The sequence below is a fragment of the Enterobacter sp. FB genome, from assembly GCF_000805795.1.
Taxonomy (GTDB): Bacteria; Pseudomonadota; Gammaproteobacteria; order Enterobacterales; family Enterobacteriaceae; genus Enterobacter; species Enterobacter roggenkampii.
In genome coordinates this window covers 2,035,806-2,053,840 of the sequence record NZ_JSZC01000013.1, presented here as the reverse complement: position 1 = coordinate 2,053,840, position 18,035 = coordinate 2,035,806, and the positions used below count along the sequence as shown (strand labels likewise).

The 18,035-nt window shown below is 47.9% G+C and carries 16 protein-coding genes; 5 read left to right on the top strand and 11 right to left on the bottom strand.

The window, feature by feature from the left end:
• Positions 1–15: 15 nt before the first annotated feature.
• Together PI91_RS16765 and PI91_RS16760 are read left to right on the top strand one after the other, a co-directional pair.
• Complete coding sequence (locus PI91_RS16765) at positions 16–1,410, top strand: hypothetical protein (protein WP_023325562.1); 1,395 nt, start codon at positions 16–18, stop codon at positions 1,408–1,410.
• A 42-nt stretch (positions 1,411–1,452) separates the two neighbouring features.
• Complete coding sequence (locus PI91_RS16760; protein WP_039266631.1) at positions 1,453–4,809, top strand: bifunctional class I SAM-dependent methyltransferase/glycosyltransferase; 3,357 nt, start codon at positions 1,453–1,455, stop codon at positions 4,807–4,809.
• A gap of 84 nt (positions 4,810–4,893) precedes the next feature.
• On the opposite strand, the gene PI91_RS16755 is transcribed toward PI91_RS16760, so the two are convergent.
• A complete protein-coding gene (locus PI91_RS16755) occupies positions 4,894–5,718 on the bottom strand; it encodes a methyltransferase domain-containing protein (protein WP_023325560.1) in 825 nt (274 codons plus the stop codon).
• Between the two features lie 256 nt (positions 5,719–5,974).
• Between PI91_RS16755 and PI91_RS16750 the strand changes: the two genes are divergently transcribed.
• A complete protein-coding gene (locus PI91_RS16750; protein WP_032635240.1) occupies positions 5,975–7,114 on the top strand; it encodes a DegT/DnrJ/EryC1/StrS aminotransferase family protein in 1,140 nt (379 codons plus the stop codon).
• A 35-nt stretch (positions 7,115–7,149) separates the two neighbouring features.
• On the opposite strand, the gene PI91_RS16745 is transcribed toward PI91_RS16750, so the two are convergent.
• From PI91_RS16745 to PI91_RS16700, 10 genes are all read right to left on the bottom strand, one after another.
• On the bottom strand, positions 7,150–8,280 hold the full coding sequence (locus tag PI91_RS16745; protein ID WP_039266630.1) for an FkbM family methyltransferase: 1,131 nt from the start codon (positions 8,278–8,280) through the stop codon (positions 7,150–7,152).
• A complete protein-coding gene (locus PI91_RS16740; protein ID WP_023325557.1) occupies positions 8,261–9,508 on the bottom strand; it encodes an acyl-CoA reductase in 1,248 nt (415 codons plus the stop codon). The genes PI91_RS16745 and PI91_RS16740 overlap by 20 nt, the downstream gene beginning before the upstream one ends.
• On the bottom strand, positions 9,492–10,577 hold the full coding sequence (locus PI91_RS16735) for a hypothetical protein (RefSeq protein WP_023325556.1): 1,086 nt from the start codon (positions 10,575–10,577) through the stop codon (positions 9,492–9,494). The genes PI91_RS16740 and PI91_RS16735 overlap by 17 nt, the downstream gene beginning before the upstream one ends.
• On the bottom strand, positions 10,561–11,940 hold the full coding sequence (locus tag PI91_RS16730; protein ID WP_039266629.1) for an AMP-binding protein: 1,380 nt from the start codon (positions 11,938–11,940) through the stop codon (positions 10,561–10,563). Before PI91_RS16730 ends, PI91_RS16735 begins: the two co-directional genes overlap by 17 nt.
• Before the next feature lie 3 nt (positions 11,941–11,943).
• Entirely contained in the window at positions 11,944–12,906 is a 963-nt protein-coding gene (locus tag PI91_RS16725; protein WP_023325554.1) for a transketolase family protein, read from the bottom strand.
• Positions 12,899–13,726: a transketolase gene (locus tag PI91_RS16720; protein ID WP_023325553.1), complete on the bottom strand. Its 828-nt coding sequence runs from the start codon at positions 13,724–13,726 to the stop codon at positions 12,899–12,901. Before PI91_RS16720 ends, PI91_RS16725 begins: the two co-directional genes overlap by 8 nt.
• Positions 13,723–14,466: an SDR family NAD(P)-dependent oxidoreductase gene (locus PI91_RS16715; RefSeq protein WP_023325552.1), complete on the bottom strand. Its 744-nt coding sequence runs from the start codon at positions 14,464–14,466 to the stop codon at positions 13,723–13,725. Before PI91_RS16715 ends, PI91_RS16720 begins: the two co-directional genes overlap by 4 nt.
• 11 nt (positions 14,467–14,477) lie before the next feature.
• Complete coding sequence (locus PI91_RS16710) at positions 14,478–15,221, bottom strand: SDR family NAD(P)-dependent oxidoreductase (protein ID WP_039266628.1); 744 nt, start codon at positions 15,219–15,221, stop codon at positions 14,478–14,480.
• Positions 15,222–15,230: 9 nt separating this feature from the next.
• Positions 15,231–15,467 carry a hypothetical protein gene (locus PI91_RS16705; RefSeq protein WP_032676038.1) on the bottom strand — a complete coding sequence of 79 codons (237 nt, stop codon included), beginning with the start codon at positions 15,465–15,467 and terminating at the stop codon, positions 15,231–15,233.
• 104 nt (positions 15,468–15,571) lie between these two features.
• On the bottom strand, positions 15,572–16,216 hold the full coding sequence (locus tag PI91_RS16700; protein WP_023325549.1) for an acetyltransferase: 645 nt from the start codon (positions 16,214–16,216) through the stop codon (positions 15,572–15,574).
• Positions 16,217–16,672: 456 nt separating this feature from the next.
• Here PI91_RS16700 and PI91_RS16695 point away from each other — a divergent pair, with 456 nt between their 5' ends.
• Complete coding sequence (locus PI91_RS16695; protein ID WP_008500338.1) at positions 16,673–17,392, top strand: RNA polymerase sigma factor FliA; 720 nt, start codon at positions 16,673–16,675, stop codon at positions 17,390–17,392.
• A gap of 54 nt (positions 17,393–17,446) precedes the next feature.
• A complete protein-coding gene (gene fliZ, locus PI91_RS16690; protein WP_008500339.1) occupies positions 17,447–17,998 on the top strand; it encodes a flagella biosynthesis regulatory protein FliZ in 552 nt (183 codons plus the stop codon).
• The last annotated feature ends 37 nt before the right edge of the window (positions 17,999–18,035 follow it).

Below are 18,035 nucleotides of genomic sequence, written 5' to 3'. Positions count from 1 at the left end.
TCGATGAGTTATAAGATGAGTGAATTCGCACGTAGCCGGGCCATGCGTCAGTTTTATCGGAATGTCTTTACCCGATTCATTGATCTCCCCGAAGCAGATGTTATGCCCGCTAACATCGTGGCGGAAATCTTCAGCTTTAAGAGCGCCAATATTACCACCCTCGAACCCATGATACGTGCGGTTGAAACGGGGCTGGATGCTGAAAAAGATGCGGCATTAAAAGACATGCTATGTGCTATCGTGCTGGCAAACACCGCACTGGATGAGTCCATTATTGGCGAAAAACAGACTCTTTCTGCAGAGATGAATACCCAACTGACAGAATATGTTGTGTCGGCGTTAAAAGCCGATGACAACATTCACTATCTTGTCGCCGCCATTCAGCTTCTGTTCCGCGTCAATGAAATCAGCTCAGCGTTATTTTTAATTAACAACAACCTTTCGCTGGTCAGCAATTCGGCACCTGTGCTGAAAATCCTGCTGTTAATCTGTTTAATGGAAAATGATTTCAACCAGGCGATGGTTGTTATCCAGGCTCTGACGGCAGACGCTGCATTAATCGGCGAAGACCCTATAGCCCTGTTGATGATAACTTGTGGCATCTACAGGCTGGGGGGCATACCCGATTCGTACATCGATTTTAGATCGCTTAACGTGAGCGAGCATACGGTGGAAAATCAATCCTATGATTATTGGATAGCAAAAAGCACAGCTGCCAAAACAACGGTGCTTGTAACGTGCGACAACGAGGATTATTTCGAGCACGCTGTGCCGATGCTCTATTCACTCTATGAGATCAATCGCGACGTCCTTGATGTGCACGTGCATCTAATTAACGGCAATGATGATGTTAAACATAGCCTGATGACCCTTAGCGAACAGCTACCTGAGCTCAACCTCTCTGCCAGCCATGAACAAATAACCCGTAATGAAGGCATGTCAGTAGTCCGTGCTGCACGTCGCATCGTTTTCCTGCACCACGCACTCCAGGTTTTTAACACTCCCATTATTGCCATTAACCCTAATGTGCTGGTGCGTAAGCCGTGGTGTGAGCCAGAAACGGCGCTGTTGCTCCTGCAAACCGAATCCTCACCTTTCTGGGAAGAGGTTTTTGCCGGTTTTATTTACGCAAAACCCGGGGGCGTAGCGCAACGGTATTTCGACCGCGTTGTGCCGTTCATCCATACCAACCTCGCCAGGGGCAATCATGCGCCTGGTCTGGAGCAAGTCGCACTCTTTTCATGTCTGGACACGCTTTCACCAGAAGACCGTCTGGCGATCGCGCGTGTCGAGCGTAGCGGAATACTCGATAGCCAGGCGGGTGATGAGGCGTTCTGTTGGGTGGCAAGGAACACAGCAGGCCCATACCAGGAATATAAATCGTCGCTTATTCGCACGTATCAACGCTGAAACATTTGCCCTGTGACCGTAAGAAGAGAATCTGGAAAAAACGTGACGACACAGTATCCCTATTATCGGATCAGCCCCGTGACCATTCATGCCGCTGCGGTGCTTAATCACCTGACCACGCCACTGCCTGCCTTTGCCCGTGTAATGGAGATTGGCTGTGGTTCAGCGACGCGTCTGATTATGCATGCGTGGGCGTATCCCGAGAGTATCGCTCTGGGTATCGATATTGATGAAGAGGCGATCGTGAAGGGGCAGAAGTTTGCTGCCGAACTGGGATGTCATAACGTTGAACTGTTTGCTGCAGGATTAGGGGATTTGCTCGCCGCGGATCCTGGCGAGTTAGATTACATCATTATTCATCAGACCTTTGCTTTTCTTGGAAAAAGCGAACGGGAAGCGTTGCTGACATGGTGTCAGGCGCATTTATCTGCCAACGGCGTTATCGCCATTAAGTGGTCGGTACTGCCTGGTAGCATACCGCGCATAACGTTGGGTGAAGCGTTGCGTCTCCATCTTGATCGCGCAGAAGAGGGCAGCGATCTGCTGGCGTCAGCCCGCGCCATGCTGAGCTTTATGTTGCTCACGCTGGAAGAGGGGGCGCTGAAAAATGAAGCCCTTCTCGCTGAAGAAATGGACGATAATACACTGATTCTGGCCTACTTAAGCCCTTCTGACGGGGCGTGTACCCTCGGACATTTTAACGTACAGGCTGAACAAATTGGGCTGCACTACCTGGGGGAAGTGCTGCCACAATTGGAACTCGGAAACTACTTTAATCCGACAATCGAACAGCTTCTGGGGGCCGTCAGCAATGGCGCAAGCCGAACCATGTCGCAGCAGTATCTTGACTATGCCGTTCAACGAGACGAACGCTTTACGTTGTTCTGTCACGCAAATCTCACCTCTCCTCCGGTTAACCCTGATCTTGAACAGCTCAAAAATCTGCATTGGGCAGGAAGCTTTGTGCCGGTAGAGCTGGATTCTGCAAAAGCGCCTAACGCATTTAGAAATAATAACGGCCAGATTATTCGTAGTGATAATGCCATTATTATCAGAATTATGGAGCTGCTGGGGAATGCCTGGCCTATGTCTTTAAGTTTTGAACAGCTCGTGCTCAATTGCCGCGCACCCGAAACTGATAAGGATTACAACGAGACGGTGTGGGAGGCGTTAAAGACGCTGTTTATGACCTGTGCAGAAGGTCTTTTCTGGAGTGGCTCTGCTGGGGCATACAACACAGCACAAAACGATGAATTAGCTCTGGTAGGTTTACTACCTTCGGAATGTCCTGAACAAAATTTAAGCATGATGAATCTCTGGGGAGAGTGGGTTGCATTGACCCCCGCCGAGTGGAATTATCTGCGTTATGATATGGGTAATGCCAGTCAAACGAGTTGGGAACATTACTCCTCATTAAAAATAAAAGGCTTGTTGACAGGATCTCCCGAGGCCTGGAAAAAGCAGCTGCAGGTATTTCTACGTGCTGGCATGCTCGACGTACTAAAATCACAGCTTTCTCTGTTGTTATTATTGAGTGTCGATCGAGAACAGGGTGGTATATTTCTGAAAGGTAATGCCGAACCCGAATTAGCCGACCCGGACGTGGACGACATCTACGAGCGCGCAAATAGCCTTATCCAAAAAGGCCGTTCTGAAGAGGCTCGCGAGTATACTCGTGGATTAATGAAAAAAAATCCAGACAATATTCACGTCCTTCGCTGCTTTTCAAAAACTTGCGTGCTGACCTCCGCCTGGGATGACGCGCTGGAATCGCTTTGTAAACTGATGGGCTATTATTTCTCGAGTCTTGATATTTATTATGATCTTGCCACTGTGTTGCAGCGTAAACGCGAATTCTATGGCTCGCGACAGATTATTCGTACTTTGCTACGTTTGAATAAAAAAAATATCGATTACTGGCTTAGCCTTGCTTCGCTACATCATGCCTATGGTGATATGGCCTTAGCTGAAAAATGCTGCAGAGAAATTATGCGTTTTCAGCATCCGGGGGCAAGTTCTCTTGGACTCACCGGCATTGTACTTAGTGATAACCATAAAATGGCTGAAGCGCGCTATTTTATGGAAAAAGCCGTTGAGCTGAGTAATTACAATTTCGGTTACTTCAGTAACTTACTGTTTGTCATGAGCCATGATGCTACGGTATCCCCTGAAGAATTGCTGAGAAAACATCTTGAGTTTGGTTATCGGGTTGAAGAATGGGCGAAAGGGTGCGAGTTTAAACCCGTATTAAAAAATACTAAAGAGCCAGACAGAAAGCTCAAAATAGGGTTCGTTTCAGGAGATTTACGCCAACATCCCGTAGCTAATTTTTTACTGCCGACCTGGAACGCACTGGATCGTGAAAAATTTGATCTAGTGGCATATAGTACTCTTTTCATGAATGAAGACAGTGTTTATCGGCATTTTCGTGATACCGCGACGTTATGGCGTCAGGTTGATGCCCTCAGTGATATAGAACTGGCCAATGTCATTGCCGAAGATGAAATTGATATACTCTTCGATTTATCCGGGCATACGGCGTATAATCGTCTACCGGCATTTGCGCTGCGCCCAGCTCCAATCCAATTAACCTGGATAGGTTATCCTGGAACGACTGGCATCAGTCAAATGGACTATATTTTATTGCCGACGACCCTGATTAAGTCACAGGTTCTCAGAGAGCAGCTATCTGAAAAGATCATGTTTGTCGAGACGCGTAAGCACTTTGAGCCACATCCTCAAAGCCCGGAAATAAATGAACTGCCTGCGCTACGTAATGGGTATATCACCTTTGGTAGTTTCAACCGGGCTAAAAAGATTAATGACCATGTGCTTGGCGTATGGGCGAAAATCATGCTGGCCAATCCTGAATCAAAACTGCTGATGGGGTTTATGACGGATGCGGATATGATTGCTGCAATGACAAAGCGCATGCAGAAACTAGGAGTTTCCCAGGATAAACTGATTTTCAGAGGCTTAGTTGAACTGGATGACTATCTCGCTTATCATCATGAAATCGATATTTTACTGGATACTTTCCCTTATACCGGTGGGACAACGACTCATCATGGTGCATGGATGGGAGTGCCGACCCTTACTCTGAGTGGGCCAACAATCCCTTGCCTACAGGGTGTGGATATTATGGGGGGCTATCAACTTGAACAGTTTATTGCTGTTGATGAACAGGATTACATCAATAAAGCCGTTGCCTGGTGTGACAATATTGCTGAGCTTGCAATCATTCGCCAGGGAATGCGTGCCAGAATCCCGAGAGAAAATGATTCAGGTAATAAAATTGCTGTCAATTTAGAAAAAGCGCTTAGGGAAGCATGGCATATATATTGTCGTGGAGAACCACCCCACGAGTTGATTATTACAAGTCAGACCTTTAACGGATGATAATGAACCTGTTGACTAAATAATACGTTTCTAGTGAAAAGGCAGGTGGCAAATGCATGCTACCTGCCTTTTAGAACGCAAAAACTATTTCCAGTAATCGAGAAATCCATCTTTACCGAAAAGCCAGGTCGTTTGAAGCTCTTGGTTGATGCGTTCAATTATGGGCTTCACTTCCTTGTAAGGTTGTCGCAGGAAAACCCACGATTTGCTCTTAGGGCTATAGACGGAAGATCGATATCCCCACTGTTCCATCAAAATGCTCATACTTTTATTGGTATGCACACATGTGTGCACCGGGACGTCGATATAAAACCAGTTTGGATCTTCAGGTACTTTCTCAACAACGACGGTATGAATAAACAAACTGCCAGCATCATCGACCAAACGGTTGACGTTATCCAGATCGTTACGTGTTATCACGTGCTCAAACATGGCGGAGTTGACGACTAACGACCAGCTTTTTTCATCGGGATCGTCTATGTAGGTAAAGTCCGGGTTCTGGACATATTTATCGTAGCAAAAGGTGTTGCGCTTGAAATACTTCTGGATGAGATGGCTAAGCGTACCGTAGCCTGCCGCGTAATCAAGAATTCGGCTGTCGTCGATAATATTATTGCGCGCCAACAACTCAATCATCAGCGCCTGTTCAGCATAAGGAGGCTGATTGAAGCCCAGCGTTTCGCGCCCGCCATTTTCATTGTAATGGTGAAAATCAGTATTGAATTTTTCCCATTCCTCAAGGGAAAGTTCCTGATGGGTTTTTGAACTAAAAAAACCGCATTCAGGACATTGGTAATATTGTACTGGCATCAGTTTTTGCGTGAATTTTTCCGCTGAAGGTGCATGATACTTGGGTTTTTCGAAATAGAACTTCATTTCGCTGTTACAGATGAGGCATGTGATCGTCATGATGCTCCACGTTATAGAATTTGCTGCCAGTCAGCACAGGTGTGAATGAGAGTGAAAGATCGTCTTGATAAATGTCGCATATATTTTAGAGGATCAGGCGCAAAACAGATGCCTTTTTCTGTCCTTGTTTCCACGATGGCAGGGAATCTGCATGGAGTCAGTTCAAATAGACTGTAAAATGTCGGTTATTTTACCGATAAACTGGTGATGATGCTCGCTATGATGAATCACTTCTTCATTACATTCAGGTTTGCACATGGGCGATAAAATTTTCGTCACAAGTCCTTTAATGCCTCCTTTAGAGGAGTTCATGCCATATCTTCAAAAAATCTGGCAGAATCGAATTCTGACTAACGGCGGTGAATTTCATCAGGAACTGGAAGAAGCCCTGGCACGCTATCTGGGTGTCAAATACGTATGCCTTTTTGCAAATGGTACGCTTGCATTGCTGACCGCGCTTCAGGCGCTGCGTGTAACGGGAGAAGTGATCACTACGCCGTATTCATTCGTGGCGACATCGCACACGCTCTTATGGAATGGTTTAACCCCTGTATTTGTCGATATTGACCCGCACACATTTAATATCGATCCTGAACGCATTGAAGAATTAATCACGCCTCAAACCACAGCAATTATGCCAGTCCATTGCTATGGTATCCCTTGCAATGTAGATAAGATTCAGCAGATTGCTGATATTTATGGTTTAAAAGTTATCTACGATGCGGCCCATGCTTTTGGCGTTCGCCAGAGCGGGACCAGTATACTCAACCATGGCGATCTGTCGGTATTAAGCTTTCATGCGACCAAAGTGTTTAACACCTTTGAGGGCGGGGCTATAATTTGTCACGACAGCCGTACCAAGCAACGTATTGATTATCTGAAAAACTTTGGTTTCGCCGGTGAAACGCGTGTTGTCGCTCCGGGTATTAATGCCAAAATGAACGAGATGGAAGCGGCATTTGGTCTGCTTCAGTTGCAATATATTGATAATGCACTACTTGAAAGGGCATCGATTTCAAAGCGTTACAGTGAAGCGCTGAAGGATATTCCCGGCGTAACGTTCTTTGATGCGGCAGACCGATTTGAATGGAATCACTCCTATTATCCGATTCTTATTGACAGTAGTTTTCCGCTGAGTCGGGATGCGCTCTACGAGGCGTTGAAAACAGAGAATGTCTACTGCCGACGTTACTTCTATCCGCTCATTAGCTCGTTTGCGATGTACAGTCACCTGCCTTCAGCGGCGTCCGATAAATTGCCTGTCGCCAGTCGACTTGCCGAGCAGATACTTTGCCTACCCATTTATCCTGACCTGCAAATAGAGGAGCAAATGCGAGTTATCGATATCCTGCGACGCTACGCCACGATTCCTTTAATAAATCATCAGGTTGCATAATTTAAAAAGGCTTTGTATATCAAAGCCTTTTTCTATTAATGGGTGGGTAATCTGTGTGGAGGAATGGCGTAAAGCACTAATTCACATGCAAGCCTGGGATGATGAGCACGCAGATAAAAATGATAGCCAGGCTGTATCTGGTGAATAAATTGTGGAATGGTGATGAGATCGACTGGCTTGTGGTAAAGACTAATTGCCAGTATCGGATAATGTTTTTCTATCGTCGCCTGCGCACCTTTTAATGCCTCAAGTTCTGAGCCTTCAATATCCATCTTTATAAAAGTAACTTTCTCGCCAGCAACGATGTTATCAATACTTTTAAGCGAAATTTCATCGGCGTCAGGTGCATCAGTTATGGCAGAAGACAGGGCTTGGCCGGCATTAAAACGCAGCGTGGTGTTTGTATTCCATATTCCCGCATTGATGCAAACGCACTGGGGCAAATTAGCCGTATTTTGTTCCAGTAACGCGAACGTCGTTTTGTCCGGTTCAAATGCGAAAATTTTAGCCGCAGGGGCAACATTTTGCTGCTCAAGGGCATTTACAAAAGCGGCGATACTATCGCCATTATACGCCCCGCCATCGATAAAGATCTCTTCAGCACCGAAGCGTATCAACTCATGTGGGAAGTAATGTTCCGGGTGAAAGACACTTTGGTAGTAGATTGCGCGCGCGCTTATCCGCTGGTTCAGATACGCAATTAACGTGGTTTTCGACGCCTCGTCGGTAAGGTTTGCATAAAATTCATTAAGCTTGTCCTGGTGGGTTTCACACCACGCCGTAGTAAAGTGTTCACCCGCATTAATTCCCACAAAGGTGGGATCATAAAAGAGGATCACGCCGGCATTACGTTCAAGCTCTACGCGTAATGGCTCATCGATAAACTGCATAGCGATAATGTAGTTATATTGCGATTCCTGAGCCGTGAGGGACTCTAAACTGACAATGCGTTTGCCATTGAATTCATCCCCGGGTTTAAGCCACGCTTCACTTATCGCAACATAATCAACGGACATTCCCTGACGCTGCATAAAATCCCAGGTGATTTGCGAGACATAACCTGCACCACAAAGCACGATGGGGTGACCGTTTGTCTGCATCCTCGCCAGCGTATCGATGAAGTGATTGCGGGTTTCACTGAGCATATCAAGTATAGCTTTCAACATTTTCTCCAGCATTATGCGCAAGGTGAGGAAAAGAGGAGGGACGAGCAATAACACGCGTCAACATGGCGACCAAATCATATCCGTCCCATTGCAGAGAAAAATCAAGCGTCTGGCCAAGGGAGACAATACGGTCTACCCCTCTGAGACCTGAAGCAAGCCAATTATTCAGCTCATCAGACGAGACGCCAAAGGTGGCCATTGTCTGGCAACGTGAGTGACAAACCGGACTGATTTCATCAAGCGACCGCGCCACGTACTCCATGAAAAAACCACCATTGCCGCGCCAGTCGAGTGTCTCTTTTTCGAGGGCAGAGAGTTCCACGCGCACGACGATATTTTGTGCCCCGGACACTTTTCTCACGCCAGCAAAACGAGCACTAAGCAAGTACAATTGCGTCAGTTTATTCACTGCAGAGATGGGCTCAGGCGTATAACGAGCAGCGGCAAGCGCCTCAAAATTTTGCCAGAACAAGGCTCGCCCCTCCGGTTGATTTTCACCCAACCAGACGATAAGAGACGGAGAAGAACATGCATTCTGATCGTTTAAGAGCGTGTCATTGTAAAATGCCCGCGCAAGTTTTTCCTTTTCAGGATGCGCCAGATAAGCATCTGCGTTAATCACCGCGATGGAGTAACGGTCGGCGAAGGCAATGTCCAGAGCCCGGGGGGAAAGTGAAGATTGACGTAAATCAGCTATGGTCTTGTCGCCACCCCAGATAATGCGTGTGTCGCATATTGCCGATAGCGCATCATTGATGTGCCGTTGTCGATCATAACGCACAAGAATAATTCTTGGCCGCATCATTGGGTGGCTTTGGAGCGCACTATTAAATAACCGTACCACTATCGCCGTCTGGGGGTGAACGCGTCCGGGTAAACGGACAATATTGGAGTTACCGGTTAGTAGCCCAACAATAAGCGAATAGGCAAAATTCACAGCTACATTGCCCGGAGCAATATGAAATGCCACTCCACGTCCATAGCGGTGAGCAACTGAACGGTTTTCAGACTGCATACGAGCGATAGATGAGGGGCGACACCAGAAACCCAGGCCGATCACATCTGGCCAGTTTTTCGCTTCATTATCGGCTAACGTGAGGCGGGAAAAAGTGTCCAGAAACTCGATAATATCCGGGGCAAAAAGTGGTAGCGCTTTTTGCTCAGGCATACTGTGCAGGAGTGTTTCATCCCCCAGAATAAAGTCCAGACCGCTAAGATTGTGCTGCATACGTATCGCTACACCCCCGTAATTCGGCTTTCTTCAACCGTCCTAAAATACGCATGTATTTGCCTTTTCGTCCGCAATCACAGTCATCTTCACCCAGAATGACGCCTTCATCTTCGGTTAGCAAAGCGTGTCCGGGATAGGATTCGGGTAACAGGGATATTACCTGGATAATGCCTGAATGGCCGTTGGGGAGAACGGAAAAATCGTGCGGATCGCGGACAATGACATCCGAGAAAATCGACGTGTGCAGATGTCCATGCTCACATTGCATGTAAATACAGCCGGTCTGTTCGACCATGCCATAATAATCATGTACCGCCGGTAGGGCAAAAAGTTCATTTAAACTTTCAGCAAAGACCTCGGGTGTCACCGCTTCACTTTGCAGCTTCTTCCAGCCGCCGCCGTGAATTAACAGGGCATTACTGAGATCAATCTGATGAGAGCTTGTTTTTAATTCCTGATAGAAATGCTGCCAGACCATAAAGGTGAAACCGAACAGCAGGATCCGCTTACCTTGATGCTTCTCTAAAAAGGCTTCAATTACTGGCAAATTCAGCGTCATGCTCTCGTCTAATGCCCAGGCACGATCGCTACCAAATAACGAGAAGCCTAAAATCCCGGCGCCGCGGGCAGAGAATTGCTGCCGATCTTTTAACACTTCAGGAGAGTCAATAATCAGCATGGGCAAACGACCAGAGCCAGTAAATTGACTGACAATTTTTACCAGCGTTTTTTGCTGGTAGGATGCAGTTACCTTGTCCAGATAAATTCGCGAGACCTGCTGTCCGGTTGTGCCGGATGAGGTCATTGTCTTTACAATGTCACTATCCGGTACGCTTTGTAATTTCAGTGTCTTAAACAGAGAAACCGGAAGAAAAGGCAATGAGGTTACATCGCTAAGCGTAGCGGGGTCAAAGGATTGTGCATCCAGCATACGACGATAAGGTTCGCAATGCGCATAATGGTGCGCGGTGAGCTCGCGCAGCCTGGCCAGTTGGAGCGCGTGCTTTTCTTCCCGTGCAAGCGAGTAGGGCGCCTGCGCTAATATTGCTTCAAACGGAAGGGACATAATCTTTCAGCTTAGGATAAATCGTCTTACCCGCGGCGTTTTTGGGTATCTCATCCAGTGTGATAACGCGAAACGCGGAATGATGGAGCTGGCTTTTAGCCGCTGCATAGTGTTTTACTGCGCTTTCATAAGCGGCATCTGTAATGAAAATACAGACTAAATCATCGCGCCCATCGCATGCGCAGTTAAGATCCGGGAATGCTGTTTTCAGTAGCGTTTCCATCTCATCCATGCCGAGGCGGTTGCCAAAAATTTTAAGGAAACGCTTTTTACGGCCAACGATAGAGTAAAACCCGTCGGTATCTACGCGGGCAATATCGCCGGTGTGCAGAATACCTTGGAATGTATCTCCTAATGCCAGATCGCAACCACGCTCTGCGTAGCCAAGCGCCACATTCTCACCCTTATAGACCAACTCTCCGTCAACATCGGGGGTAGTGATAATGTCACCGTTTTCGTCAAGCAATATAAATTCGCCGCCGGGGATGGGAGTACCAATGGTGCTACTTTTGCGTTGCGCCAGTTCTGGGGCAAGCCAGGCCATGCGAGATGTTGCTTCAGCTGCGCCATACATCACCACAAAACGTTTTCCGTGTTGATCGGCATAATCAGTGAACTCTTTGACCAGCGCAGGAGCCAATTTTCCGCCAGCCTGGGTCAGCGTTCGCATATCAGGAAGATCCATGCGCATAAAACGCAATTTCTTGAGCATTTCCCAGGTGTAGGGCACTCCAGCAAGCGAGGTGGCACGTTCATCACGCACAAATGTCCAGAACTCACGCTGCATGACACTTGCGCTTGTCAGAAGCAACGTCGCGCCAGCTTTCAGATGGCTATTGACGATTGATAACCCATAAACGTAATTCAGCGGCAGGCTGGCCAGCCCGCGCTCTTTAGAGTCGATAGCAAGATAATTAGCAATGCTTGTGGCATTACTTTCCAGGTTGCGTTGACTTAATCGCACCAGTTTGCTACTTCCAGTGGATCCTGAGGTAGTCATCAATAGGGCAAGATCATCATGCAACTGGAATGGTGTAAGACCGGTAGCATTCAGGCGGAAAGTACCGTGCTCTTCGCGCCATAAATACGAGGGATGATAGGTGTCGATGAGTGACTTAACCATTGCGTCGTTAAGCTCGCTATCAAGCATCAGTGCAACTGCATTTTGCTTAAGGCAAGCCAGATAACCAATTATGGTGTCACACTGATTTTTGCAAAAAATAAAGACCAATGTACGAGGCGGAATAGTTTCAGCCAGCTTCTGAACGCGGTCTGTGAGTTCACCCCAGCGAAGAGTCTGTCCTCGATCGTCCACTAGAGCGAGATGGTCAGGTGAAACCTTATCAGTATGCCAGAACGCCATGATTTATAATGCACCTAATATCTGGGCTGTCAGTTGTGCTGCAGTGAGCCCACTTTGCTCAAGCATCCAAGAATAGTCTCCTGCGTGTGGATAACCCTGAGGAATACCAACGATGATCAGTTTCGGCCGACACTCTTCCCCGGCAAGAAATTCTGCAACTGCACTTCCCAAACCACCCGTCACGCTGTGCTCTTCTACCGTTACGAGCAGTTTTTTATCCAGATGCTGTTGAAGTGTCGCCACATCCAGAGGTTTGATTGTGTGCATGTCAATCACCGTAGCCTGCACGCCCCGGTCCGCGAGATGCCCGGCTGCGGTGAGCGAAGTGTGGACCATGCTGCCGGTGGCGATGATGGCAATATCCACACCCTCGCGCAACGTATTGGCTTTGCCTGGCACCAGTTCGAAGTCCTCTTTATAGACGATTGGCGCACGCATCCCACCCGTTAACCTCAGGTAGACCGGTCCTTTATGTTCAAAGGCGGCATGGGTCATTTTCACCGTGGTCGTACAGTCCGCAGGGGAGAAAATAGTGATGTTAGAAACGGATCGCAGCATCGCCAGTTCTTCAATGCCGTGATGAGTTGCGCCAAACATGCCTGTTGCTAATCCTGAAGCCAGACCGACCAGCTTAACGTTTTCCTGCATATAGCCCAGGTTTAAACGTACCTGTTCGGCTGCACGCAGGGTCAGGAAGTTGGGGAACGAAGTGACAAAGGGGATAAAGCCGCTGGCCGCAAGACCCGCAGCCACACCGACCATATTCTGCTCGGCAATTCCGGCGTTAAAAAAGCGTTCAGGCCAGGTGGTACTAAAGCGGTCAAGACCGGAGGACTTACACAGATCGCCGGAAAGCGCCACGATATTTTCGTGTTCGCGTGCCAGTTCCAACAGCGCCATGCCAAAGGTACCGCGTGAGCCGAGCATTGACCATGAACGGATGGTGGCGGGTTTAAACTCAAGCATGATGTTCCCCATTAAGTTCGACTAGCGCATCGTTGAGCTGTTGTGCAGAAATGCGATTGCGATGAAACTCTTTGTTATTCTCCATGAAGGACACGCCCTTACCCTTGATGGTATTGGCGATAATAACTTTGGGTTTGCCGTTGTGCGGCTGTGCAAAAGCGTTAACCAGCGCCCCCACATCGTGTCCGTCACAGACAATGGTTTCCCAGTGGCAAGCACGCCAGAGGGCTTCGAGATCCATGCGCATGACATCTTCAGTGTGTCCATCAGACTGTAAACCATTACGATCGACAATCAGCGTCAGGTTATCCACTTTATGATGTGCGGCCATGAACGCACATTCCCAAATGGCACCTTCATTGCATTCTCCATCCCCCACTAACGCATAAGTATGCCACGTTTCGCCCTTAAGACGGCGTCCCAATGCCAGCCCTGTAGCAAAGGAAAGTCCCTGAGCTAGACTACCTCCAGAGAAATCGATGCCGTATTCAGGATGCTTAGTGGGATGCACTTGCAGGACAGAGCCATTCAACTCGAAAGTGTTAAGCTGCTCAGGGGTCATGATGCCAAACTCACACAGAGTGGCATAAAGCCCCAACGCTGCATGACCTTTACTCAGAATAAAAACATCGCGATGTGAGCTGGTAATGTCGTTTGCCTCATACCGCATTACATTCCCGTAAAGAACGCTGAGGATATCCACCATCGAAAGAGCAGGCGAGATATGAACACCATCGCTTGGGGCGTGATGAGCCACGCGCACAATTTGTTTTCTAATACGACGAGAGGCGTTTTCTGTTTCTGAGTGCGTGTGTATCATTTCAAACCGCCATCAATACGAATCGTTTGGCCGGTAATGTAGGAAGAGAGATCGCTTGCGAGGAACAGTGCCGCCTCTGCAATTTCTGCCGGGATACCTGCGCGTCGCAGATCGGCACTATTTTTTGCTTCTTTTACGACGTGAGCGGGCATCGTCAGCAGCATATCCGTATCCGTAATGCCGGGTGCGATACAGTTGGCGCGAATACCTTTTTCACCCAACTCCGCCGCGATGGATTTTGTCATCGCAATGAGCGCTGCTTTTGATGCGCCGTAGGCAGATTTTCCCGGGTTCCCATCTTCTCCTGCAGTCGAGGCAATATTAACAATGCTGCCGCGCTGATTGCGAACCATGATTCTGACGATGTACTGGTTGAAAAGATAAACGGAAAAGAAGTTCACCTCGAACTGCTCACGAAGCTGCGCTTCACTGGTCATCTGAAACAAACCATTTAACGTGATGCCGGCGTTATTGATCACCGCATCCAGCGGACGCTTGTCGGACATGATGTTTTTTATGGCCAGTTTCATTGCGCCATAATCTGTCATATCGAAACTGACGGGCCAGATCGCAACCTGATGGCGGTCGGCTATGACAGCCATTTTCTCTATGAACGCATCATCGGCTTCCCGCGCATGGGCGTAAATGTTTGCACCATTGGCAGCAAATACCTCTACCATAGAGAGACCCATGCCACGGCGGCAGCCAGTAATTAAAACGGTTTTACCTTGCATCAACATTTCTGCTTTCCTCAACCCATTCCGCCATCGATGCGGATAACCTGCCCGGTGGTATAACTGGAGGCATCGGACGCCAACCACAGCAACGTATTTGCCACTTCTTCAGGCAAACCCGGGCGTTTTAATTCGCAACGCGCCATTTGTCGTGCCATAACTTCTTCTGAGAGCGCGGCTGTCATTGCTGTACGAATAACGCCTGGTGCGATAGCGTTAACACGCACGCCCTGTGGGCCGAGTTCAGCAGATAGTGTTTTCGTGGCTGCAATCCACGCTGCTTTTGCGCTGGCATAGGCAAGTTGACCCGGGTTTCCGTCAAGGGCAGAAATACTGGAAATATTGATAATGCTGCCCTTTTTCTGGCGAAGCATGATACGGGCGATATATTGCGTGAAAGCGATTTGCGAGAAGAAATTGATAGTAAATGTTTTTTGCAATTGTTCGAGCGTTACCATCTGAAAATTGGCATCAAAATTAGCACCAGCCACATTGACCAAAATATCAATCTTTTTTTTAGTCTTCTGAATCGTCATTGCGGCATGTTTTATTGCATCATTATCCTGCAGGTCGAAATACAGTGGAATTATTTCCGCTTGATATTTCTCTCTAATTTCTGTGATGAAATCATTAAAGGCTGGTTCGGGAACCTGGCAGCAAGCAAAAACTGTCGCACCCGAACGGGCGAACGTTTCCAGCGTAGCCTTACCGATACCTTGTAAGCATCCTGTGATCACAGCCGTTTTTTCATGAAGCATCATCACTTAGCCCTAAATTTCTACATCGTATTTTTTCAGGATCTCTTTGCCTTTTTCCCAGGATGCGAATTCAATAATGTCATCCGTGTCCATCATGATGTCAAATGCATCTTCAAGTGATGCAATCATGGTCATATGACCAACTGAGTCCCAGGATGGTGTATCCTGATATTTATAGTCAGACAAAATATCTTCTGAAACTTCAAAGGTTTCAGTGAAGATGCGGTTGTAAGTTTCCAGGTTTGACATCATTTTTCTCCAATATGCGAGTAAATTTCTTAATACTTAAAAATGTATTAGGTGCCCAGATTATGTCCAAAAGTACATGCTTTTTTGAGCGTCCAAAACTGGGTCTACTTAAATACTTTATTATCTATATTCGGACGAATCGCCCGCGCTGGATTACCCATCACAATCATTGTGGGTGCGATATCGTTAAAAACGGCGGCCCCCATACTGATAATAGTGTCATCACCAATGGCTGTGGCTTCACGGATAACGGCGTTCATACCAATAAAGACGCGTTCGCCGATCCTGCATTTACCAGCAAGATTGGCATAAGAAGAGATAATTGAGTCCTGCCCTATATGGCAATCATGTCCCAAACTAGCATTAGGCTGAAGATGCACATTGCGACTAATGACGGTGTCGCAAGAGATGAATGCACCATAGCTAATAACGCATCCTTCTCCGAGGGTACAGGATCGGCTCAGGCGCGCACTGGGATGGACAAGCGTGGCCAGCCGAAACCCGCCCTCAAAGGCCCTCTGTCCGAGGGTACGGCGCAGTGAAGGTTCGCCAACAGCAATAACTATTTCACATTCGTCGGGTATGAGAGCGTTTAGGGGAACAATGGGATAACTGTTTAATTGATCAAATTGGGGATTATCATCGACCAAACACAAAGCATCCCAGCGCGATTCCGTAGCGTTTATCTCTTGTGCGAGTTCGAGCACTTCTCTGCCAAGGCCACCTGCGCCATAAATTGCTAGTTTCATCTTATCCCCAACGCTCTAAAGGCTGACTGAGTCTCGCCGCAACCTTGCTTTCTTAACTGCCAGGATGCCTGAATTAATACTTTGGGCCTAATATAAACCATGAGCGAGACCTCTCAGGGAACGAATAGCCGTCATTTTTTCTCGTTAATTAGCGGATTGGAAAAAGCGGGTCTTTCTTCAATAAAATGTGTGTTGGCATTAGGGTTGTAACAGATATATTAAAGCAAGACGTAACGAAAGAGCCTTTTTATTGGGGGGGGAATCCCGCGTCAGCTACAATTGCTGCCAGGATTGATACTAAAAAATAACAACTTCAATATAAAACAAAGGGTTACTATCTGTTGGTGTCTTTATTACCCCAAATAACCCCCCATTTCACCCACTATTCTCCCGATTAAAACCCCTCCAGAATCGGATAATCATGCCGATAACTCAACTAACGCAGGGCTGTTTATCGTGAATTCACTCTATACCGCTGAAGGTGTAATGGATAAACACTCGCTGTGGCAGCGTTATGTCCCGCTGGTGCGTCACGAAGCATTGCGCCTCCAGGTGCGCTTGCCGGCGAGCGTGGAACTCGACGATCTGCTACAGGCGGGCGGTATCGGGTTATTGAATGCAGTTGACCGATACGACGCTCTGCAAGGAACGGCATTTACGACTTACGCAGTTCAGCGTATTCGTGGTGCGATGCTGGACGAGCTGCGCAGCCGTGACTGGGTACCGCGCAGTGTTCGCCGCAACGCACGCGAAGTGGCGCATGCGATGGGGCAGCTGGAACAGGAACTGGGACGCAACGCAACGGAAACCGAAGTGGCGGATCGTCTTGGCATTGCTGTTGAAGAGTATCGTCAGATGTTGCTCGATACCAATAATAGCCAACTCTTCTCTTATGACGAGTGGCGAGAAGAGCATGGCGATAGCATCGAGCTGGTGACGGATGAGCACCAGCAAGAAAACCCGTTACACCATTTAATGGAAGGGAATTTACGCCAGCGCGTCATGGAAGCTATTGAAGCTCTGCCTGAACGCGAACAGCTGGTATTGACCCTTTATTACCAGGAAGAGCTTAACCTCAAAGAGATTGGCGCTGTTCTGGAGGTGGGAGAGTCGCGGGTGAGCCAGCTGCACAGCCAGGCCATTAAACGCTTACGAACCAAGCTGGGTAAGTTATAGGTGATTGATTCACCTTAAAAATGCCGCACAACGTATTGACAACCAGGAGTTATCATGACGGTGCAGCAATCTAAAAGACGGCCTTTAAGCCGCTACCTGAAAGACTTTAAACACAGCCAGACGCATTGCGCCCACTGTAACAAGTTACTCGATCGTATCACGCTGGTTCGCCGCGGCGAAATCGTCAATAAGATCGCGATTTCGCGCCTCGACACGTTGATGGACGAAGCAGCATGGCTCGAAGAGCAAAAAGAGTGGGTGGCGCTTTGCCGTTTCTGTGGCGATCTCCATTGCAAAGAGCAAAGCGACTTCTTCGACATTATCGGCTTCAAGCAGTTCCTGTTTGAACAAACGGAGATGAGCCACGGCACCGTTCGCGAATACGTGGTTCGCCTGCGCCGCCTCGGGCAGCATCTGACCGTGAACAACATTTCCCGCGATCTGCTCAAAACCGGTTATCTCGACGAGAACCTGGAGCCGTGGCTGCCTGCGACCAGCACCAACAACTACCGGATTGCGCTGCGCAAGTACGCACAATATAAGGTACAAATGCCGGGTGCCATAAAGCAGAAAGCCCACGCCGGAACAACTTCTGATATATATTAAAAAAGAATAAGATGTAGCGCAGTCGCCTTTGACGTTG

Bases quoted from the DNA above. Each gene is read 5' to 3' on its own strand.
- PI91_RS16765 (WP_023325562.1), top strand. From the start codon at position 16: ATGAGTGAATTCGCACGTAGCCGGGCCATGCGTCAGTTTTATCGGAAT.
- PI91_RS16755 (WP_023325560.1), bottom strand. From the start codon at position 5,718: ATGACGATCACATGCCTCATCTGTAACAGCGAAATGAAGTTCTATTTC.
- PI91_RS16750 (WP_032635240.1), top strand. From the start codon at position 5,975: ATGGGCGATAAAATTTTCGTCACAAGTCCTTTAATGCCTCCTTTAGAG.
- PI91_RS16745 (WP_039266630.1), bottom strand. From the start codon at position 8,280: ATGTTGAAAGCTATACTTGATATGCTCAGTGAAACCCGCAATCACTTC.
- PI91_RS16740 (WP_023325557.1), bottom strand. From the start codon at position 9,508: ATGCAGCACAATCTTAGCGGTCTGGACTTTATTCTGGGGGATGAAACA.
- PI91_RS16735 (WP_023325556.1), bottom strand. From the start codon at position 10,577: ATGTCCCTTCCGTTTGAAGCAATATTAGCGCAGGCGCCCTACTCGCTT.
- PI91_RS16730 (WP_039266629.1), bottom strand. From the start codon at position 11,940: ATGGCGTTCTGGCATACTGATAAGGTTTCACCTGACCATCTCGCTCTA.
- PI91_RS16725 (WP_023325554.1), bottom strand. From the start codon at position 12,906: ATGCTTGAGTTTAAACCCGCCACCATCCGTTCATGGTCAATGCTCGGC.
- PI91_RS16720 (WP_023325553.1), bottom strand. From the start codon at position 13,726: ATGATACACACGCACTCAGAAACAGAAAACGCCTCTCGTCGTATTAGA.
- PI91_RS16715 (WP_023325552.1), bottom strand. From the start codon at position 14,466: ATGTTGATGCAAGGTAAAACCGTTTTAATTACTGGCTGCCGCCGTGGC.
- PI91_RS16710 (WP_039266628.1), bottom strand. From the start codon at position 15,221: ATGATGCTTCATGAAAAAACGGCTGTGATCACAGGATGCTTACAAGGT.
- PI91_RS16705 (WP_032676038.1), bottom strand. From the start codon at position 15,467: ATGTCAAACCTGGAAACTTACAACCGCATCTTCACTGAAACCTTTGAA.
- PI91_RS16700 (WP_023325549.1), bottom strand. From the start codon at position 16,216: ATGAAACTAGCAATTTATGGCGCAGGTGGCCTTGGCAGAGAAGTGCTC.
- fliZ (WP_008500339.1), top strand. From the start codon at position 17,447: ATGACGGTGCAGCAATCTAAAAGACGGCCTTTAAGCCGCTACCTGAAA.